This is a genomic window from Nocardia sp. NPDC023852 (genome assembly GCF_040639505.1).
Taxonomy (GTDB): Bacteria; Actinomycetota; Actinomycetes; order Mycobacteriales; family Mycobacteriaceae; genus Nocardia.
In genome coordinates this window covers 15,012-33,542 of record NZ_JBFAAB010000015.1, presented here as the reverse complement: position 1 = coordinate 33,542, position 18,531 = coordinate 15,012, and the positions used below count along the sequence as shown (strand labels likewise).

Sequence of the window (18,531 nt, the reverse complement as noted above, 5' to 3'; positions counted from 1 at the left end):
GTGCAATGACACCGAACACAGGTCGATAGCGAAGCGTCGGGAAGGCTAGCAGGTGTGCGACCTCCCGGCGCTCAATAGCGGCCGAACGCGAGTGCGACGTTGTGCCCACCGAAGCCGAAGGAGTTCTTCACGGCGTAGTCGATACGCCCGCTCCGGGATCGGCCGCGCACGATGTCGAGATCGATGTCCGGGTCCTGGTTGTCCAGATTCAGCGTGGGCGGCACGATGCCGTCGCGCACGCTGAGCACGGTGATCACCGATTCGAGGGCACCGACGGCGCCGATCGAGTGGCCGAGGGCCGACTTGGGTGCGTAGACCGACGCGTGGTTGCCGACCGCCTCGGCGATCGCGCGCGCCTCGGCGGTGTCGCCGATCGGCGTGGCGGTCGCGTGCGCGTTGATGTGCGTGATGTCGCTCTTGAACAGCCCCGCGGTCTGTAATGCCCGCGTCATCGCGCGCGCCGCGCCGGTGCCTTCGGGGTCGGGTGCGACCAGGTGGAATCCGTCCGAGGTGATGCCGGCGCCGAGCAGCCGCGCGTGGATGGTCGCGCCGCGCGCTTTGGCATGTTCCTCGGTCTCGACCACCATCATCGCGCCGGCCTCGCCGAACACGAACCCGTCGCGATCGGCGTCGAACGGGCGGGAAGCGCACTTCGGCGCGTCGTTGCGCGTGCTCATGGCGCGCATCATGGTGAACGCCGCGATCGCGAGCGCCTGGATCGAGCCCTCGACTCCGCCGGCGACCACCATGTCGGCGTCACCCATGACGATCATCTTCCACGCGTTGGCGATCGCCTCCGACCCTGACGAACAGGCCGAGACCGGCGTCGTCGCACCGGCCCGCGCGCCGAGTTCCAGCGCGACGCACGCGGCGGCGCCGTTGGGCATGACGGCTTGTACGGTGAGCGGCGAAACCTTGCGGTAGCCCCCGTTGCTCAGCTTGTCGCGCGCGTCGATGATCCCCTCGGCGCCGCCGAGCCCGGTGCCGATCGACACCCCGAGGCGGTTCTTGTCCACCTCCGGGCTGCCCGCGTTTCGCCAGACGTCGCGACCGAGCACGGTGGCCATCTGCTCGACATACGCAAGCCGACGCGTCTCGCCGGTGGAGAGGCAGGCCGAGGGCTTGACCTTCAGATGACCGCCGATCCGCACCGGCAGCTCGAACTGGTCGATGAAGTCGTCGTCCAGAACGTCGATACCGCTCTCGCCGTCGAGCAGGCCCTTCCAGGTGGAGTCCACATCGCCCGCGATGGAGGTGGTCGCCGCGAGCCCGGTGACCACGACCGTAGGAAAGTTCCCATTTCTGGTGGAAGGAATCCGCATTCTCGCTCACTTTCCCTAGCGTCGCTCTGGAAACTTTGTCGAGCAATGGCAATTCGCGATCGCGCGCCACCAGTGGGGCAGCCCGCGCGCGGACGGCACCGAAGCGCAGGCGGGTCAGCCGGCCCGCCTTTCATCAAGGCCGTGCATGTGATCGGCCCTGTGCATTATTGAGAAAAGCACGCCGATCGCAGTGCGTGACACGCGGACGGTACCAGGTGCCGGGTCGTTGGTCGCCTCGTTCGTCTATCGCCTCGGATAACTCGAGTAACCTGCTCCCGGGCACGGGTCGCGCGTTCGGCGGCGTCTCGTCGTGGATGTTGAGGAAGGGAAGGCCGTTGACGGGCGCGCGGATGGTCGGGCTGTTCGCCGGAATCGGTGGACTCGAACTCGGCCTCGGCAGGCACGGATGGCAGACCGAGCTGTTGTGCGAAATCGAGCCCGGCGCCCAGGGTGTGCTAGCGGCCCACTTCCCGGACGTGCCATTGCATTCCGACATCACCCGGCTGCGCGCGATCCCGTCGGGGACCGAACTGGTCGCGGCGGGGTTCCCGTGCCAGGACCTCTCCCAGGCCGGGCGTACCGCGGGCATCACCGGCACCCGGTCCGGCCTGGTCGACGAGGTGTTCCGACTGGTGCGCCGCAAACGCGGGCCACGCTGGCTGCTCATCGAAAACGTCCCGTTCATGCTGCAACTCGGCCGCGGTGCGGCGATGCGCCATATCACCGGCGCGCTGGAGGAGCTCGGCTACACCTGGGCCTACCGGGTGGTGGACGCTCGCGCGTTCGGCCTGCCACAGCGCCGTCAGCGGGTGCTGATGCTGGCCTCCCGCACCGAGGACCCGCGTCCGGTGCTGTTCGGCGAAGACGCCGGTCTCCGAATGGTGGGCGACCCCGAGCGTGATCCGTGCGGCTTCTACTGGACCGAAGGGGTGCGCGGGCTGGGCTGGGCGGTGAACGCGGTGCCCACGCTGAAGGGCGGCTCGGCGCTGGGCATCGCCAGTCCGCCCGCGGTGCGACTGCCCTCCGGCGAGATCGTCACGCCGGGCATCGCCGACGCCGAACGCCTCCAGGGCTTCGACGCGGGCTGGACCACGGCCGCGACCGAGGTAGCGGGCATTCGCAACGGCCATCGCTGGAAGCTGGTCGGAAACGCGGTGAGCGTACGGATGGCGGCTTGGGTGGGATCCCGGCTGGCCACGCCGCTGGACCCGATCCCAGGCGATCAGCCGCTGCCGACGGGCACACCGTGGCCGGTCGCCGCGTGGGGGCGCGGCGGTGTCGCCCATCGGGTGCCGGTGTCCACCTGGCCGGTGCACGAGCCGTACGAAGACCTCACCCACTTCCTCACCAACGCGCGGTTGCTCTCCGCCCGCGCGACCGCCGGGTTCCTGCGCCGAACCGGTATGGGCAGCCTGCGTTTTCCGCCTGGTTTCCTCGCCGACGTGGAAAGTCACCTCGACCGAATGGGCGGCTGGGCAGCATGAGCGAGCGACCGCGCACGGATGCGGCCACCAGTGCGCGGATGGCACGCCAGCGGCGCACCGGGACCGATCCGGAACTCGCGCTGCGTCGAGAGCTGCACCGGCGGGGGATGCGCTATTTCGTCGATCGGGCGCCGATCAGCGGGCAGCGCCGCCGCGCCGACCTGGTCTTTCCACGACGGCGCGTCGCGGTCTATGTGGACGGCTGTTTCTGGCACCGCTGCCCAGTGCACGCGACCGATCCGAAGAACAACGCCGAATGGTGGGCCGCCAAACTAGCGGGCAATGTGGCCAGGGATCGCGCCACCGACGCGGCTCTGATCGCCGCCGGCTGGCGTGTGGTCCGCGTATGGGAACACGAGGACGCGGTCGCGGCCGCCGATCGCGTCCAGGCGGCACTGCAGCCGCCGGGCTAACGGCGCCGCACCCGCACGAGTGAGCGCGGGGCATGGGCAGCCAGATAACCGGACACCACCATCACCGCCATCACCGCGATTCCGGAAGTGGCTGTCGCGAAGCCGAGCATGGGGACCTCCTCGAATTTCACCTGTTCCCACAGAGTGCTCGGCGAGCCTGGTAAGACCCTGTGGGCCGGGTGACAATGACGTGTGATCAGGCGATCCGCCGGGACGCGCGGGCGAGCAGGACAATGGGGAGGTGACTGGTAGCCCGAAAGTCGCCGAGCGGCGCGTGCGACTGGCGTCGGCGATAATCGCGTCGGCGATCGCGATCGCGGGGCTCTGCTATTCGTCCTGGGTGCTCGAGTTCGTGCTGAACATCGGCATCGACCCAGTCAACTCCTTCCTCAGCGAACTCGACGCGGAAGGCAAACCGTACCGACAGGTATTCGCTGTCGCCGACACGATAGTGGGAGCGGTGCTGATGCCCGCGGCGGTCGCTGGGCTGCTGCTGTTCCCGCGCCGCCGGTTCACCACGGCGGGCTGGATGGCGTTGTTCTGCTTCGGCGCGGCGACCATCGCCGATGTGCTGCTGCCACTGCACGACTGCGTTCCCGGCGACAGCACGTGCGGCGGACCGAGCGAGCTGTTCCCCCAATTGCATCAGCCGCACGCGCTGTCGAGCACGCTGGCGGTGACTTCGATCGCGGTCGCCGCATTCGCATTCAGCCTGGCCGCGCTCCGATACCACCGATGGCGGATCCTGCGCGAATTCGGTCTGGCCGTGCTGGTGGTCGGGTCGGCGGCGACGGTATGGATGCTGGTCGCGGACAATCTGACCGGGAATTACGCCCTCGGGATCGCCCAGCGCATCCAGGTGGGGGCGATGTCGCTGTGGCTGCTCACGTTGGCCGCCGCCGTGATCCTGGAGGGGAGGGACTGGACCGACCCGACCTGATCGCCTACTACCCGACCTGCAGTCGAACAGTGTGGCGTTCGGTGCGCGCGGGCAGTTTCGCGGTGTCGACGAACAGAATCTCGCCGGTGTCCTGCACGCCGCCCGGCAGCGTCTTCGGCTTCAGCCCGAACGGCGGCTGCTCGCCTGTGCTCGCGGCCAGACCGAAATCGCTGTCGTTGGCGATGTAGAGCGTCTTACCGCCGTCCAGGGTGGCGACGCCCTCGATCTTGTCGTGGCCGAAGAACGTTCCGGCCGGATTCAGCGTTCTGACCAGCTCGCCGAGATCGAGGTTCGTGGACTTGACGGCCGGGGCGATGCCCGCCTTGCTCAGCGCCGCGACGCCGTCGGCCGTCGGGACCGTGCCGACCAACGTCTCCACCGGCTTGCCGTCGACCTGGAGGCCGCGCTCCCGGTCGTACTGCGCGCCGGCGACCCTCGAGGCCGGGCCGATGTCCGTGGCGGCAGAGATGTCTACGGTCCACAGCTTCTTGTCCGCCTTCGGCGCCGGACTGCCGTCCCGTTCATCGACAAGGAAGGTGGTGGCGCTCAGAGCGGTGATCTCCGAGTCGGCGACCTTCGTGCTTTTCGGGTTCTCCAGCGGGAGCGCGAACTCCTTGACCGCTTTGGTCTTCAGATCCACGGTGACGATGCGGGTCATGGGTACGTCCTTGGCCGGTCCCGCCAGACCCGGGGTGTTCAGGCCGCTCTGCATCAGGCCGACAAGGGTAGCCCCGTCCGGCGTGATGGTCAGGCCCTCCATGCCCTGGTTCGGTGTGCGCAGCGAAAGTTCCTTCGGCAGACCGCGTCCCGGGACGAGTCGTTCGAGCTCGTTACCCTTGGCGTCGAAATGCACCAGAAACGGCCCGTATTCGTCGGACACCCAGAAAGTGCCGTCCGGCAGCGCGACGAGACCCTCCGGGTCGAGACCGTGATCGGTGGGGGGCAACACGTTTCCGGCTAGGTCCTCGATGGCCTCCCCGGTGCTCGCGGAGACGTCCACCTGCCCGTTGAACGGAACGCCTGCGGCGGTACGCAACTCGATGGCCGCGCGCAGCACGGCGCGGTTGCCGACCAGCTGGAAACGGCCGATCTTCGGCACGAAGGTCGGGGTCGGCGCGATCTTCTCGTTCTTACCCGGCCCGTCCACGTTCGGACCGCGGTCGGTGAGCCCGTAGAACTCGTCCGTGCTGCCGGGCACCGGCGTCCATGCCGACCCGAAACCGCTGCCCTGCAGAGTAGTTCCACCGAGCTCGCCGAGGGGCGGGATGTCGGTGGTGTACAACCGCACCGCGTCGGTAGTGGTCACCTGGATGCTGTCCGCACCCGTGTAGCCCGCGTTCGGCGTATAGACCAGCGCGCCGTCGGTGCGGCGGCTCAGCGTGCCGTGAGCTGGGTCGGCGGTCGCGACCGCCGCGCTACCTCCGGTGTTCGCCAGCAGGTCGTCCAGGGAGATCACCAGCGGCTGGTCCTTGGCCACGGTGAAGTCGGTGGCCGGGTCCGCGGACGAGCAGCCCGCGGCCAACATGCCGACGCACAGGACGGCCATGGCGGTAATTCGCCGACGAGAATGAGCTTTCACCATCACTGCCTATCGCGTTGATCCGAAAAATGGTCGAGACCCGGGTGAAGGTTCGGCGTACTCCAGCGCGTCGATGGCCCGTGCCATGCTGTGGCCATGAGCGATCGTGTGAACATCTCCTCGGGTTCGGAGTTCGAAGATATCGTCGGCTACTCGCGCGCGGTGCGGCTCGGCAATGTCATCGCGGTCAGCGGGACCACGGCCTCGGAGCCCGGCGGCACGGCCGTCGGCGGCGGCGACATCGGCGAGCAGACCAGGGAAATCCTGCGCCGCATCGGCTCCGCGCTGAACGAAGCAGGCGCGAGCCTGGCCGACGTGGTGCGCACCCGAATTTTCGTCACCGACATCGCACGCTGGCCGGAGGTCGCCGAGGCGCACGCCGAGGTGTTCGGCGAGATCCGGCCCGCGGCGGCCATGTACGAGATCAAGGCCTTGATCACCCCGGCTCTACTGGTGGAAATCGAAGCCGACGCGATCGTCGCCGACTGAGCCGAGTCGCTGACGACGGGTCCTGCCGGACCGCCCCACGCTCTCGTCGCCCGATGAACCATCGGCCGATCCGAACACCTGCGGCCGTTACGGCGAAGACCGGTCCGATCTGGTTCCGCCCGTCCTCTGCGGCGAGCCGGGTTTCGATCGCTAGGGTCGGAGCCGTGACCAGCACCGCTTCGCAGACACCCGTGCCGCTCGACACCGTCGCCGCGGCGACCGACCGGCTGCTCGACACCATCCGTGGCCTCAGCGATCAGGCCGTTACCGAGCCCTCGCTGCTGCCCGGCTGGACTCGAGGCCATGTGCTCGCCCATCTGGCTCGCAATGCCGACAGCGTGGTGAACCTGCTGCTGTGGGCGCACACCGGCGTCGAAATCCCGCAGTACGCCAGTACTTTCCTCCGCGACAGCGACATAGAAGCCGGCGCGCCCCGTCCGCTGGCCGAGCAGCTCGCCGACAACGAGGCCGCCGCGAACCGCTGGCTCAGCCTGGCGCGCACCCTCACCGACGACGCCTGGCAGGCGGAGGTCCGCACTCGCCAGGGCCGCCCGGTTCCGGCAACCGAGGTGCGCTGGATGCGCCTGCAGGAGGTCGAGATCCACCATGTCGACCTGGACGCGGGCTACCGCCCGTCCGACTGGCCCGCCGCCTTCGTCACCCGCATCCTCCCCCAGGCAACCGCCGACCTGAACCGTCTCACCGCCGACACCTCGCTCGAGCCGTTCACCGTCCAGGCCACCGATACCGATTTCACCGCCACCATCGGCACCGGCCCGGCCGCCCACGCCATCTCCGGCCCCGGCGCCTCCCTGGTCGCCTGGCTGCTCGGCCGCAGTGAAGGCACCGACCTGACCGGAACCGTGCCGGCCCTCCCCGCCTGGAAGTGAGCCCCCGGACCCAGTGAACTACGGCCGAGTAGGCCCCCATTTGCAGACAACTGCACGCAGGCGTGAGAGCGCAGGATCGAACGTGCTGGCGCTGACGCCCTGGTAACGGGTCGAGGGTTGCTCGGCAGCCAAACCCGTACACGGGTAGAGCGTCAGCCATCGGGGCAAGGAATTTCGCCGATTTCTTCGACTAAAGGAGAATGTGACCAAATGAAATGCCTCTGACCTTACATTGCAGGTCAGAGGCATTTTTTGTGCGCCCGGAGAGACTCGAACTCCCAACCTTCTGATCCGTAGTCAGATGCTCTATCCGTTGAGCTACGGGCGCATGCATTTATTCAGTTGTACCCGGTTTCCCGGGTGTGGCGGAGGCGAGAGGATTTGAACCTCCGGTCCCCGTGAAGGGACAACTCATTAGCAGTGAGTCCCATTCGGCCGCTCTGGCACGCCTCCTGGAGCCTTCTCTTCGAGGGCACCGGTCCTTTCGAACCGCCGAGCAGCAAGGTTACAGGAGCCACCCTCCAGTTCACAAAACGGCTGGTCAGCGCAGGTTGCTGTCGAACCAGTCGAAGATCCTGGTCTGCGAAGCGACGGCATTGATGTCGTCGTCGGCCTCCGGGCTGTCGACGCGGTGATGCAGACCCGGGTAGCTGACGACGAGGCTGGCGACGGCAGCCCGGGCGGTCGCGTCGCGCAGCTGGTCGACCTGGGCGGGCGGGGTGGCCGGGTCGTCGGCGCCGAACAGGCCGAGCCATGGTGCCTGCAGGTTGGGGGCCGCACGAACCAAGGCGTCGGCCTGGTCGGCGAGCGGCACCACAATGCCGGGCGCCGCGACGCTCACCGCCGCCCCGATCGGACGGTTGGTGGCGACCAGGAAGGCGGCGGTTCCCGCGGAGTCGAAGCCGAGCACACCGATGGTGTCGGGAAACACTCCTCGCCGAGTGAGCCAGTCGAAGCAGGCGTCGAAGTCGTCGAACAGCTGGTGCCCGAAGACCGCGCCCCCCAATTCACCGTCCACCCGGTGGAAGAGGTTGGGTGCGACGACCGTCCAACCCTCACTGGCCAGCGCGTTCATCAGGTCGCGCACGGCGCCGGTGATCTCACGGGACTCGTGCAGCAGCACGATCCCGCCGCGGGCGCTGCCCTCCGGCTCCGCCACGGTGATGGGCACCTGCGCATGGGCAGTTGACCGCTCGTCTTCCACATCGCTGCCCCGCAGCGGGGCCAAATCGTCGTAGGTGCCCGACATGAAACCAGCGTAGGGCGAGTTCCCGATATTCGGTAGAAGTTGCATGCCAGTGGCTACCGCCCAGAGAATTCCGGTGCACCCGATCGGGCTTTCCGGCGCGCGGACTAGGGTCGCACTGTGACACCGCAGATCCGGCCGGACCTCGATGCGATCCCGGCGTACATCCCTGGCCGCAGCCGTCCCGGCGCGGTCAAGCTGGCCAGCAACGAGACCACCGTCGGTCCGCTGCCCGCCGCCGCCAAGGCGATCGCCGAGGCGGCCGAGCTGGCCAACCGGTATCCTGACAATCAGGTCACCGAACTGCGCACGGCGTTGGCCGACTTCCTCGGTGTGGGATTCGCCAATGTCGCGGTCGGCTGCGGCAGTGTGGCGCTGTGTCAAGAGTTGGTGCAGATCACCTGCGCCGCACCCACCGACGAGGTGCTGTTCGCTTGGCGCTCGTTCGAGGCATACCCGATCGTGACCAAGGTAGGCAACGCCACCGCGGTGCAGGTGCCGCTCACCGCGGACCTGGTGCACGATCTGGAGGCACTGGCCGCGGCGGTGACCGAGCGGACCAAGCTGATCTTCGTCTGCAACCCGAACAACCCGACCGGCACCGCCGTCGGGAAGGCGGCGCTGATCCGGTTCCTGGACGCGGTTCCGCCGCACGTGCTCGTCGTGCTGGATGAGGCCTACTACGAGTACCTGCGACTGTCCCCCGACGACCGCCCGGACGGCGTCGAGCTCGGCAGGACCCGGCCCAATGTGGTTGTGCTGCGCACCTTTTCCAAGGCCTACGGGCTGGCCGGGCTGCGAGTCGGCTACGCGGTAGGCGATCCCGCGGTGATCACGGCGCTGCTGAAGGTGCATATTCCGTTCAGCGTGAACCAGGTAGCACAGGCGGCAGCGATCGCGTCGCTGGAGGCCCGGCACGAATTGCTGGACCGCACCGACCTTCTCGTCACCGAGCGCGAGCGGGTACGCGACGTACTGGTGGCCGCGGGCTACCAGGTGCCGCCGAGCGAGGCGAACTTCGTCTGGCTGCCGCTGGGCGAGCGCAGCGCGGAGTACGGCGAAGCAGGCGCGGAGGCGGGAGTGCTGGTGCGTCCGTACGGCACCGACGGCGTGCGGGTCACCATCGGCGACCCGCACGAGAACGAGCTGTTCCTCGGCTTCGCCACCGATCCCGCGGTGCTCACGCGGTTCTTGGGTTAGCGGACGCCGAGCGCGCCCGCGATGGTCGGCCAGGACAGGGCGAGCTCGTCTTCCCAGTACGGCCAGGAGTGCGTTCCGGTCGCCCTGAAATGCGCGGTCACCGGAATGCCGAGACTGCGAAGCCGGTCGGCGAGCCTGCGGGTACAGGCGTTGGTCGCGGCCTCCAGCGGCCCGCCGAAGCCGATCGCACTGACCACGTCCAGGTCCGGAGTGCCAGGCACATCGTGCACGCCGGGCACACCGCTGCCGACCGATAGGTAGATCGTCTTGCCGCGCAACGCGTCCGCGTGCAGCGTGACATCGTGGGCCAGCCAGTCCGGGTCGTCCGGCTTGCCGAACATGTTGTCCGGCTCACCCTGGTAGGTGGCCACCACGGCACGCGCCTGCGCCTGGCCGATGTCGGTGCCCGTCGAGAAGCAGCCGCTGTGCGCCCCGATCGCGGTGTAGAGCGTCGGATGCCGGAACGAGAGCATCATCGCGGCCTCGGCGCCCATCGAGACGCCCATGACCGCGTTGCGCCCGTTGCCGTTGAACTTCGCGTCGATCAGTGGGGGCAGCTCCTTGGTCAGGAACGTCTCCCACATGTTTGTGCCGAGCACCGGGTCGGGGCGCTGCCAGTCGGCGTAGAAGCTGGCCGGACCGCCGACGGTGAGCACTACGTTGACGTCTTTGTCCGCGTAGAACCGGTCGGCGTGGCCGAGCCGGGTCCAGTTGTTGCTATTGCCGTCCGCACTGCGACCGTCGAGCATGTACACCGTCGGACGCGGGTGCGACTGATCGCGGGGCAGCAGCACCTGCACCTCGACTTCACGGCTCATCGCGGGCGAGGCGACGAAGACCCGCAGCCACCGATCGTCGATCGGCTCGATCCGCTTGATCACCGGCGTCGAGGGCTGTTTCGTGGTCGGCTCGGCCGGACCGGGGCCGTCCGAGGATCCCGTGCTCACCGGCGGAGGGGCCGGGGGGACGGCCACCGCTTGGGGAGCACCGAACACCACCGCACCGGAAACGAGTGCGGCGCCTGTCAGGGCGCTGGAAACCCAACGCCGCATCCCGCATCGAGCCAGCATGGGGACCATCCTGCCAGAGACGTCGGTGGTGGGTCGTAGACCGTCGCCATGTCGGGGAAAGGGCGGGTCGGGCCGAACCTCGCGCTCACGACTCGGCGAGGCGTCTTGCGAGCTCGGTTCCACTCCGGCCCAGCGCCACACGACAATCGCGACCGCCCAGGTAAGCACGAAAAGACTCACGATGATGTAACCGAAATCACCCAGGTCGAGGTTCGGCTAACTCGCCGCGGCGCATCTGCGGGAATACCCGCCACTTTCCCACCAGCGAGGCCGGATCCCATTTCCGCCACCAGTTTTCCGCGTGGTGTTGTCGATCGCGGCGATGCGGTCGCCGTCGAACGCGTACCGCATGCCCGACGTATATGCCGTCACGCCGAGTCCGACATCGAACACCGACCCTGAACAGGTATGCCAGGTGCCACGAACCGCGGCAGTGCCCCCCAGCCGACGATATGAAGGGCGACAACGCTAGTCGCCATCCCGATGACGCTGCGCACGAGCAAACCCTCCACCCACGAAAAGCAGATCAGGTCGACGCTACTCGACACAGCGTGATCCGGGCTCCCACTTGGGCCGATCCAGCAAATCCAGCAAATCTTGGCACACGGCCAGAATACCGGCCCTACGCTGAACGCCGGGCCGCTTCCGGGCATGAAAAAGGGTGGGCATAATGTCGTATCGGCACCGAGGCCATCTCACTGCGCACACTCGCGGCAAGCGAACCGGCCGCTCGGTACGGAGCCGCGGAAGACCCACTGTTTCCCGGGCGATCCCCGGGTAGAAGCTATTTTGTGGCATCCTAGTCGCGCACGCCTGCGCGGGCCATGCGCACAGGGCGGTGCCCAGTGCGCAACCGCGCCAATTCTCTGCTCGAACTCGTCTGTTTCACCGCAGCACCTCTGCCCGACCGGAGAAAAACGTGAATTACGTGTTACCCCTGTCATCAATCGAGAAGATGCCGGACACAAAACATTTCAGTATGGATCTGAAACGCCGGATGCAGGAATGCGACGAATTCTTCCTGCTTCCGGAGCTGGCGCATCTGGTTCCCCGGCGTCGCCGCGCTGCGCTGGAGCAGCTCGAACAGACCGGCGGCTATCTGCAGACCGCCGAGGAGATCCTCATCGGAGCCAAGCTCGCTTGGCGTAATCACGCCCGCTGCGTCGGCCGAAAGCATTGGCGCTCGTTGAAATTGCTCGATGCCCGACGTGTACGGTCCGCGCGTGACCTGGCCGAGGTCTGCTGGCAGCACCTGCAGATGGCCACCAACGGCGGCGCCATCCAGTCGATGATCACCGTCGGCCCGCCGCGCCAGCCGGACGGACGCGAGTTCCGCATCATCAATTCCCAGCTCATCCGCTACGCGGGTTACCGCAACGGAGACGGCGCGGTCATCGGCGACGCCGCCAATATCGCGCTCACCGAGTTCGCCACCGAACTCGGATGGCGCGGCGCCGGAACACCGTTCGATATCCTTCCGCTGCTGGTCAGCACCCCCGACGAGCCGATACAGTGGTTCGACATCCCGCCGGAGCTCGCGCGCGAAGTGCATTTGGAGCATCCGGAGTTCGACTGGTTCGCCGAACTCGGCCTGCGCTGGCACGCGCTGCCCGCGGTGTCGAATATGAACCTCGAGGTCGGCGGGGTGACCTATCCATTCGCGCCGTTCAACGGCTGGTACTTGGGCGCGGAGATCGGTGCCCGCAATCTCAGCGACACCAACCGCTACAACATGCTCCCGCTGATTGCCGAAATGATGTGCCTAGACACCCGATCCGAGCGGAACCTATGGCGCGATCAGGCACTGGTCGAACTCAATCGCGCAGTGCTCTACAGCTTCCGCAGGGCGGGCGTGTACATCGTCGACCACCACACCGTGGCTAAACAGTTCTGCGATCACGTCGAGCGCGAGGAGGCGGCAGGCCGCACCTGCCCCACCGACTGGACCTGGATCAACCCGCCCATCTCCTCCGGGCTGACCCCGACCTTCCACCGCTACTACGACCCGCCCGACTTGGACATCCGTCCCAACTTCGTCCGACGGGACGAAGAGATTTGAGCCTTGTCGCCCGCGCAGTTGCTTCATTCGTCCAGTCGAATCCGCTGCGATTGAGGCACAGAGCCCTCCCGACAGAGAGGACGACCGCTTCACTCGGTATCCAGCGCTCGAATTACGCCGTCGCAGACAAATTCGGCCGCGTGGGCGCGGCAACAGGGTCGTGCTCGGAGGCAGGTGAACTCACGGCTCAGCCTCCGAGCAAATGAACACGGCCGGCCGAGACGTGAGTGAGCGTTCAATGGCGTGGGGTCAGAACGAAGACCGGGATCTGGCGGGTGGTCTTGCTCTGGTAGTCGGCGTACGGCGGATACGCTGCGACGGCGCGCTCCCACCACTGTGCCTTCTCCTCGCCGAAAACCACGCGGGCGGTGTAGTCGTTGGTGACGGTACCGTCCTGCAACTCGACGTGGGGGTGGGCGATTATGTTGTAGTACCAGACCGGATGCTTGGGCGCTCCGGCCAACGAGGCGACTGCGGCATATTCACCGTTGTACTCGACGCGCATCAAAGGGGTCTTGCGTAGTTTGCCGGTCTTGTTGCCGATGGTGGTCAGCAGGACGACCGGCATGCCCGTGATCGTCATGCCCGCCGTACCACCGGATTCCATTATTCGCTCGGCCTGATTCGCCGCCCAGTCCATGGTGCCGCGTTCATACTCGCCGGTCAGTGGCATGGTGATCGTTCCTTCGTATTCAGGCGGCGTATGGCCGTGCGGCCTTGGCGTCCCGCAGCGCGTGAGCCCACCAGATGACCTGGTCGAGCAAGGTCTTGGCCGCAATGGCGGCAGCTTCGGGCTCTCGGAGTTCTCCTTCTTCGTCGAACTGTCGCCACGCGCCGTGGAAGCTGACCGTGTCCCGGGTAGTTACGGCGTGCAATTCGGCAAAAACCAGGCGCAGGTGTTCCACCGCGCGAAGGCCACCGGACATGCCACCGTAGGAGACAAAGGCAACCGGCTTGGCGTGAAACTGCGGGCCATGCCAATCGATGGCATTCTTCAGTGCCGCCGGATAGCTGTGGTTGTACTCGTCCGTCCGTCATCAGGAGCCGACCACAGCTTCGCTCTGCAGCGGTGACACCCCGACGGGAGTGTTCTGCGCTGCCGCCAGCCACCACCGCCCGCCCCGTTCGACCAGCACATACATCGCCATCTCCGAGAACCCGTCGATATCGCTCGCCGCCCTGCGAATCTGCGTTACCAGCACACCGGGCGCGGGGGTGCGTACGGCGACCACCTCGAATCGTGACCGCGGTGCGACGTTCGCCGCCATCAGTCGGTGGTGGAGCGTGTTCAGTTCGGCATATCCGGCCACACTTGCCCCGAAAGGGCTGCCCCACAAAACGTCTGCCGCGAAGTCGGAGTCGTATCCGTCGGCGTCGCCGGCCGCACCGGCCCGCTGCAATCCGGCGGCGAACTCGGCCGCCACCTCATGCGCCCTCGCAGCAGCCTCCGGATCACTCAGAGTAGGTCGAGCATCCATTTTCCATCCTTACGTCGGCCGCCGATCAATTTGAGTACAACGTACTCGAATTAGGGCGGACAATTCAAGTACGATGTACGCAAGAACGAGGAGGTCGATGTCCAGCCAGCAGAACACGACAATTTGGATACGCCCAGAGGAGCTGGAGCGCTCAGGGCCGGGTCGTCGACCTGGCTACAGCAGGGCCCAGATCACCCAGGCTGCCGTCAAGGTCGCCGACGAGGAGGGCATGGATGCCGCGACGATGCGGCGGATCGCCGCCGAACTCGGCACCGGCGCCATGTCGCTGTACCGGTATGTGACCGGCCGCGACGACCTGGTCGACCTCATGATCGATGCCGTCTTGGGCGAGATCGAACTCCCCGCACGGCCGAGCGGAGATTGGCGCTGCGACCTCTCGCTCGTCGCCGAGCAAACCCGCGCGGTCGGGTTGCGCCATCCTTGGCAGATCGCCCTCGCCAATCGGCGCCCCACCCTAGGGCCGAACTCTTTGCGCGTGCAGGAATTCGCAATGTCCGCACTCGATGGCTTCGGGCTGGACATCGACGAGATCGCCAGCCTGGTGGGGATGGTAAGCGACTACGCCCACAGTGCCGTCCATCGCGAGATCGGATGGCTGGAAGAGGCCCGCCGCACGGGCATGGATATGGCCGAGTGGATGAGTGGTTACGTCGGACCATATGTCGCCCGGATCGTCGCCTGCGGACAGTACCCGATGTTCAATCGTTCGATCAGACAGGCGCGGATCCCGCATCTGCCCCCGGAGGCGCGCTTCCGGTACGGGCTCGACCATGTGCTGAACGGCATCGCAGCCGGCCTTCCGGGCCAGCGCAGGCAGGCCGTGCCGGCCCCAGACGAGGCACAACACTCGTGCGCGCAGCATCGACAGGCCGATCCGTCCTGACCGCTGCCGATATTCCTCGGGGGACATGTTTGCCGGTCAACGCCGCCAAGTCTAGGTCTCCAGCGCCCGTAGTACAGAGTCACAGACGAAGATTCGGTCGTACCGGCCCTCGACGCGCTGACGCAGGATGCCCAGTTCGACCAGCTTCTTGATGCCCTCATTCGCCGCCTGGTACGACACGCCGTGAAGCTCTGCCGCGAGGGTGGCGGTCAGCATCGGATAACCGATCAGGTCCTGCGCGATGGCCACCCCGACGCTGCCTCGGCGGAGGTGGTCGACTTTCGCCCGAAGCTCTTCACGAAGTTCCGCCAATCGCAGCGCACGCGCCGCGGTCTCGAGAGATTCTGCATGTACGGCAGCGGAGATGAAAGAGACCCAGTCATCCCACCGACCAGTCAACGATACGTTGAGCAGTCCGTTCTGATACTCCTCTCGATTCGTCTCCAACCAGGACGAGATGTTGAGGATTGAGAACCGCAACTCGCCCCTCACGACGAGTTGCAGCAGAGCGATCAGACGCCCTAGGCGGCCGTTGCCATCTGTGAACGGATGAAGTGCCTCAAACTGGTAGTGCGCAAGAGCCACTCCCACTAGCGAAGGTATGTCCGACGGCTCCCGTACCCATCGTTCCCACTCGATGAGCCCGTCTCGAAGCAGATCACCAGCTGGGGGCGGCACAAACCGGGCATTGTCGACCCGCCCACGCCCTACTCCGATGAAGACCTGAGTCTTGCGAACGCTTCCCGCGTCCGGTCCGTCGCTCCGTGTTCCGCGCACAAGGATCGCTTGCAGATCCTCGAGAAGGCGCACCGTGATCGGCCGCCCTTCCGCTACCCATTGGTACGCACTCTCGGCGGCGCGCACATAGTTCTGAACTTCGCTGACGCTGCCGGACATTTGGTTGGCCTCCAAGAAGTCGGCTTCCAGCACATCTGTGAGCAGCGCGTAGGTTCCTTCTATCGCGGACGTGCTGACAGCTTCTTGCCGCGTCGTCGGTCGCACGAGCAGTGCCGGATTCGGTAGCTTGGCCGCTGCCTCATCCGCACGGGCCATTGCCGCCGTTGCGTCGACAACGAGCGACCACGTCCGCATCGTCAACTGCACCGACGACGGCAACGGGTCGGGCACGTAGGCCGAGCATGAGAACTCCTCGTCGAACCGTCGATCGAAGCCGTCTGTAGGGACAAGCCGTCCGATCGGACTTCTTTGCATGGCGTTGACATCCACAAGGCTTAAGGATATAGCGTTAAGCTTGAATTTAAGGCCGACATTTTCAAGCTAGTCGAGACAACCTTGAGTGCGGCGAGGGGTATTTCAAGGTTAGAACGGCCTGCAGCAGGTCGATAACTCATCCGCGCCGTCTCCTCGTCTCGTCGGCCCAGCCTTATGGCCGGCGCTGACCGACCAGGTGACGTCGACAGTCTGGGCTATCGATCCCACTCGAAACGTCGAAGTGGCGCGCTTCAGCATGCCGCGAACGACCATCCAGAACTCGCGAGCGAACGATCCGCGTCGCGATCACCCTGATACGTAAACCGATCCCTCTCCCTGGGTCAGCAGGCAAGGGAAACAGCGGAGACGGAGGGATTTGAACCCCCGGTCGCTCTCGCGACGCTCGCTTTCAAGGCGAGTGCATTCGGCCGCTCTGCCACGTCTCCAGGCACCTGATCGTAGCGGACGGTTCAGCCGGGCCGCGTTCCGATTTCCTTGTCGACGCGTCCGAAGACGTCGGCTATCACCTCGAGCTGGGCCGGACTGAGCAAATCGATGAAGTCACGGCGAACGGCGTCGACATGGCCGGGGGCGGCGGCTTCCAGTCGGCGCATACCCTCGTCGGTGAGTTCGGCGAGGACACCACGGCCGTCCTCGATGCAGGTGCTGCGGCGCACCATGTGCTGGTCTTCGAGCCGCCGGATCTGATGGGTCAGCCTGCTGCGCGAAGACAACACGCCGTCGGCCAGCTCGCTCATCCTGAGCGAGTGGCCAGGGGCCTCCGAGAGCAGGACCAGGATCCGGTATTCGGCGACGCTCAGGTCGCTGTCACGCTGCAGCTGCCGGTTCAACGCCGTCATCAGTCGCATGTGGCCGTCCATGTACGCGCGCCATGCGCGCTGCTGCGCAGGCGTGAGCCATCGCGGTTCGACCACCACACGAACGCTTGGTTCGGGATGCACGGTCGTTATTCTATGCCCGGCGAACTGCGAGAATCGCGAGTAACGCAGGTCAGCGCACAGTGGAGACGAGTGAGCGGCTCACTGCGGCGATATCGGCACATCCGGAGAGGCCGAGCACCGAGTCGAAATCGGCGAGCAGCGACCGCAGCGCGTGTCGCATGCCCGCGGCGCCCGCGATGCCGAGCCCGTAGGCCCACGGCCGTCCGTACAGCACCGCCTTGGCGCCCAGCGCCAGCGCGACGATCACGTCGGAGCCGGTGCGCACGCCCGAGTCGAACAGCACGTCGGCACGGTCGCCGACGGCGGCGACCACCGCGGGCAAGGCGTCCAGCGCGGCGACCGACCCGTCCACCTGTCGGCCGCCGTGGTTGCTCACCACCACCGCGTCCGCGCCCGCGTCCACTGCCTGGCGCGCGTCGTCGGGGTGCAAGATGCCCTTCACCGCTATCGGTAGATCGGTCCACTCGCGCAGATATGCCAGGTCCGCATGCCGCAGCGTGTGGTTGCCGAACAATCCCACCCAAGTGAGGATCGCCACCCGCATGGCCTCCTCGCTCTCCTCCGGTGGGGAAGGCAGCTTGGCGCGGAACACCGGATCGGACAGGTAGTTGGCGATACCTTTGCCGTGCAGGAACGGCAGGTGAGCCAGCTCCAGGTCGCGCGGGCGCCAGCCGAGGTTCGGAGTGTCGACGGTGACCACGATCGCCTTCGCGCCCGCGCGCTCGGCTCGCCGGACGAACGAACGGGCCAGGTCGTTGTCCGCGGGCCAGTACAGCTGATACCACCACGCTCCGGCCGCCGCGCCGACGTCTTCGATGGTCGATGAGGCTGCCGTGGACAGCACCGTGCCGATACCGAGTTCTTTGGTCACCTCCGCGGCGATCACCTCGCCGCTCTCGTGCAGCAGCTCCAAAACCCCGATCGGCGCGGTGAGCACCGGAGCGGCCAGCCGCGTCCCGAGCACCTCCACCGACAAATCGCGTGCGCCTGGCCCCGTGGTGCCGCGCAGCATCCGCGGCAGGATTCGGTATCGGTCGAAGGCGGACCGGTTGGCCGCTGCGGTGCGTTCCGCCGACGCGCTGCCCGCCACGTACGCGAACGCCGCCGGATCCAGCCGCTCCCGCGCGTGTTGCTCCAAACCCGCGGCGGTCATGGGTAATTCGGGCGTCGCGCCACCGAGGCCGCCGAGGTAGATCTCGTTCTGAAAATCGATGAAACCACCGCTCACCACCGGAACGGTAGTCCCTGGCCGCGGTAGCCGCAGCCTGCTCGCCAGATTGCGT

17 protein-coding genes, 3 tRNA genes and 2 pseudogenes are annotated in these 18,531 nt (G+C 66.6%); 8 read left to right on the top strand and 14 right to left on the bottom strand.

The genetic code is table 11. The features are described from left to right. Positions 1–71 precede the first annotated feature (71 nt). A complete protein-coding gene (locus AB0H00_RS20165) occupies positions 72–1,322 on the bottom strand; it encodes a KasA/KasB family beta-ketoacyl-ACP synthase (RefSeq protein WP_357268201.1) in 1,251 nt (416 codons plus the stop codon). 350 nt (positions 1,323–1,672) lie between these two features. Between AB0H00_RS20165 and dcm the strand changes: the two genes are divergently transcribed. The 3 genes from dcm to AB0H00_RS20150 all read left to right on the top strand — a co-directional run bounded on the left by dcm (position 1,673) and on the right by AB0H00_RS20150 (position 4,159). Then, a complete protein-coding gene (dcm, locus tag AB0H00_RS20160; protein ID WP_357268415.1) occupies positions 1,673–2,806 on the top strand; it encodes a DNA (cytosine-5-)-methyltransferase in 1,134 nt (377 codons plus the stop codon). Further along, a complete protein-coding gene (locus AB0H00_RS20155; protein WP_357268199.1) occupies positions 2,803–3,219 on the top strand; it encodes a very short patch repair endonuclease in 417 nt (138 codons plus the stop codon). The genes dcm and AB0H00_RS20155 overlap by 4 nt, the downstream gene beginning before the upstream one ends. Before the next feature lie 241 nt (positions 3,220–3,460). Next, complete coding sequence (locus AB0H00_RS20150; RefSeq protein WP_357268198.1) at positions 3,461–4,159, top strand: DUF998 domain-containing protein; 699 nt, start codon at positions 3,461–3,463, stop codon at positions 4,157–4,159. A gap of 7 nt (positions 4,160–4,166) precedes the next feature. On the opposite strand, the gene AB0H00_RS20145 is transcribed toward AB0H00_RS20150, so the two are convergent. Further along, a complete protein-coding gene (locus tag AB0H00_RS20145; RefSeq protein WP_357268196.1) occupies positions 4,167–5,705 on the bottom strand; it encodes an esterase-like activity of phytase family protein in 1,539 nt (512 codons plus the stop codon). Between the two features lie 129 nt (positions 5,706–5,834). On the opposite strand from AB0H00_RS20145, the gene AB0H00_RS20140 reads away from it, so the two are divergent. Together AB0H00_RS20140 and AB0H00_RS20135 are read left to right on the top strand one after the other, a co-directional pair. Continuing rightward, the gene (locus AB0H00_RS20140; RefSeq protein ID WP_357268194.1) at positions 5,835–6,227 is read left to right on the top strand and encodes a RidA family protein; all 393 of its coding nucleotides are present in this window, start codon (positions 5,835–5,837) and stop codon (positions 6,225–6,227) included. A 164-nt stretch (positions 6,228–6,391) separates the two neighbouring features. Beyond that, complete coding sequence (locus AB0H00_RS20135) at positions 6,392–7,117, top strand: maleylpyruvate isomerase family mycothiol-dependent enzyme (RefSeq protein WP_357268192.1); 726 nt, start codon at positions 6,392–6,394, stop codon at positions 7,115–7,117. 255 nt (positions 7,118–7,372) lie between these two features. Here the strand turns inward: AB0H00_RS20135 and AB0H00_RS20130 are convergent. From AB0H00_RS20130 to AB0H00_RS20120, 3 genes are all read right to left on the bottom strand, one after another. After that, positions 7,373–7,445: transfer RNA gene (locus AB0H00_RS20130), tRNA-Arg, on the bottom strand. Between the two features lie 35 nt (positions 7,446–7,480). After that, a tRNA-Ser gene (locus AB0H00_RS20125) sits at positions 7,481–7,570 on the bottom strand. An 88-nt stretch (positions 7,571–7,658) separates the two neighbouring features. Then, positions 7,659–8,366: a dienelactone hydrolase family protein gene (locus AB0H00_RS20120; protein WP_357268190.1), complete on the bottom strand. Its 708-nt coding sequence runs from the start codon at positions 8,364–8,366 to the stop codon at positions 7,659–7,661. 117 nt (positions 8,367–8,483) lie between these two features. On the opposite strand from AB0H00_RS20120, the gene hisC reads away from it, so the two are divergent. After that, entirely contained in the window at positions 8,484–9,563 is a 1,080-nt protein-coding gene (hisC, locus tag AB0H00_RS20115) for a histidinol-phosphate transaminase (RefSeq protein ID WP_357268188.1), read from the top strand. Here the strand turns inward: hisC and AB0H00_RS20110 are convergent. Next, entirely contained in the window at positions 9,560–10,510 is a 951-nt protein-coding gene (locus AB0H00_RS20110) for an alpha/beta hydrolase family protein (protein ID WP_357268186.1), read from the bottom strand. The genes hisC and AB0H00_RS20110 overlap by 4 nt on opposite strands. Before the next feature lie 417 nt (positions 10,511–10,927). Beyond that, a pseudogene (locus AB0H00_RS20105) lies at positions 10,928–11,112 on the bottom strand (HoxN/HupN/NixA family nickel/cobalt transporter); the annotation flags it as partial. 476 nt (positions 11,113–11,588) lie between these two features. Here AB0H00_RS20105 and AB0H00_RS20100 point away from each other — a divergent pair. Next, positions 11,589–12,692: a nitric oxide synthase oxygenase gene (locus AB0H00_RS20100; protein WP_357268184.1), complete on the top strand. Its 1,104-nt coding sequence runs from the start codon at positions 11,589–11,591 to the stop codon at positions 12,690–12,692. A gap of 235 nt (positions 12,693–12,927) precedes the next feature. Here AB0H00_RS20100 and AB0H00_RS20095 read toward each other — a convergent pair whose 3' ends face one another. From AB0H00_RS20095 to AB0H00_RS20085, 3 genes and pseudogenes are all read right to left on the bottom strand, one after another. Next, positions 12,928–13,365 (bottom strand): nitroreductase family deazaflavin-dependent oxidoreductase, encoded by a 438-nt coding sequence (locus tag AB0H00_RS20095; protein WP_357268182.1) that lies wholly within the window; start codon positions 13,363–13,365, stop codon positions 12,928–12,930. Between the two features lie 19 nt (positions 13,366–13,384). Further along, positions 13,385–13,723: pseudogene (locus tag AB0H00_RS20090) on the bottom strand (NAD(P)H-dependent oxidoreductase); the annotation flags it as partial. A gap of 6 nt (positions 13,724–13,729) precedes the next feature. After that, positions 13,730–14,170: a DUF4440 domain-containing protein gene (locus tag AB0H00_RS20085; protein WP_357268180.1), complete on the bottom strand. Its 441-nt coding sequence runs from the start codon at positions 14,168–14,170 to the stop codon at positions 13,730–13,732. A gap of 97 nt (positions 14,171–14,267) precedes the next feature. On the opposite strand from AB0H00_RS20085, the gene AB0H00_RS20080 reads away from it, so the two are divergent. Beyond that, entirely contained in the window at positions 14,268–15,074 is an 807-nt protein-coding gene (locus AB0H00_RS20080; RefSeq protein WP_357268178.1) for a TetR/AcrR family transcriptional regulator, read from the top strand. A gap of 51 nt (positions 15,075–15,125) precedes the next feature. On the opposite strand, the gene AB0H00_RS20075 is transcribed toward AB0H00_RS20080, so the two are convergent. The 4 genes from AB0H00_RS20075 to AB0H00_RS20060 all read right to left on the bottom strand — a co-directional run bounded on the left by AB0H00_RS20075 (position 15,126) and on the right by AB0H00_RS20060 (position 18,476). Continuing rightward, positions 15,126–16,286 (bottom strand): Fic/DOC family N-terminal domain-containing protein, encoded by a 1,161-nt coding sequence (locus AB0H00_RS20075; RefSeq protein WP_357268177.1) that lies wholly within the window; start codon positions 16,284–16,286, stop codon positions 15,126–15,128. A gap of 361 nt (positions 16,287–16,647) precedes the next feature. Beyond that, positions 16,648–16,732, bottom strand: a tRNA-Ser gene (locus AB0H00_RS20070). A 24-nt stretch (positions 16,733–16,756) separates the two neighbouring features. After that, positions 16,757–17,167, bottom strand: a complete 411-nt coding sequence (locus tag AB0H00_RS20065; RefSeq protein ID WP_357268413.1) for a MarR family transcriptional regulator — start codon at positions 17,165–17,167, stop codon at positions 16,757–16,759. A gap of 130 nt (positions 17,168–17,297) precedes the next feature. Continuing rightward, entirely contained in the window at positions 17,298–18,476 is a 1,179-nt protein-coding gene (locus AB0H00_RS20060; protein ID WP_357268175.1) for a lactate 2-monooxygenase, read from the bottom strand. Positions 18,477–18,531: the final 55 nt, after the last annotated feature.

Bases quoted from the DNA above. Each gene is read 5' to 3' on its own strand.
- AB0H00_RS20155 (WP_357268199.1), top strand. From the start codon at position 2,803: ATGAGCGAGCGACCGCGCACGGATGCGGCCACCAGTGCGCGGATGGCA.
- AB0H00_RS20065 (WP_357268413.1), bottom strand. From the start codon at position 17,167: ATGGACGGCCACATGCGACTGATGACGGCGTTGAACCGGCAGCTGCAG.
- AB0H00_RS20145 (WP_357268196.1), bottom strand. From the start codon at position 5,705: ATGGCCGTCCTGTGCGTCGGCATGTTGGCCGCGGGCTGCTCGTCCGCG.
- AB0H00_RS20120 (WP_357268190.1), bottom strand. From the start codon at position 8,366: ATGTCGGGCACCTACGACGATTTGGCCCCGCTGCGGGGCAGCGATGTG.
- AB0H00_RS20100 (WP_357268184.1), top strand. From the start codon at position 11,589: ATGCCGGACACAAAACATTTCAGTATGGATCTGAAACGCCGGATGCAG.
- AB0H00_RS20075 (WP_357268177.1), bottom strand. From the start codon at position 16,286: ATGCAAAGAAGTCCGATCGGACGGCTTGTCCCTACAGACGGCTTCGAT.
- AB0H00_RS20080 (WP_357268178.1), top strand. From the start codon at position 14,268: ATGTCCAGCCAGCAGAACACGACAATTTGGATACGCCCAGAGGAGCTG.
- dcm (WP_357268415.1), top strand. From the start codon at position 1,673: ATGGTCGGGCTGTTCGCCGGAATCGGTGGACTCGAACTCGGCCTCGGC.
- AB0H00_RS20085 (WP_357268180.1), bottom strand. From the start codon at position 14,170: ATGGATGCTCGACCTACTCTGAGTGATCCGGAGGCTGCTGCGAGGGCG.
- AB0H00_RS20165 (WP_357268201.1), bottom strand. From the start codon at position 1,322: ATGCGGATTCCTTCCACCAGAAATGGGAACTTTCCTACGGTCGTGGTC.
- AB0H00_RS20095 (WP_357268182.1), bottom strand. From the start codon at position 13,365: ATGCCACTGACCGGCGAGTATGAACGCGGCACCATGGACTGGGCGGCG.
- AB0H00_RS20140 (WP_357268194.1), top strand. From the start codon at position 5,835: ATGAGCGATCGTGTGAACATCTCCTCGGGTTCGGAGTTCGAAGATATC.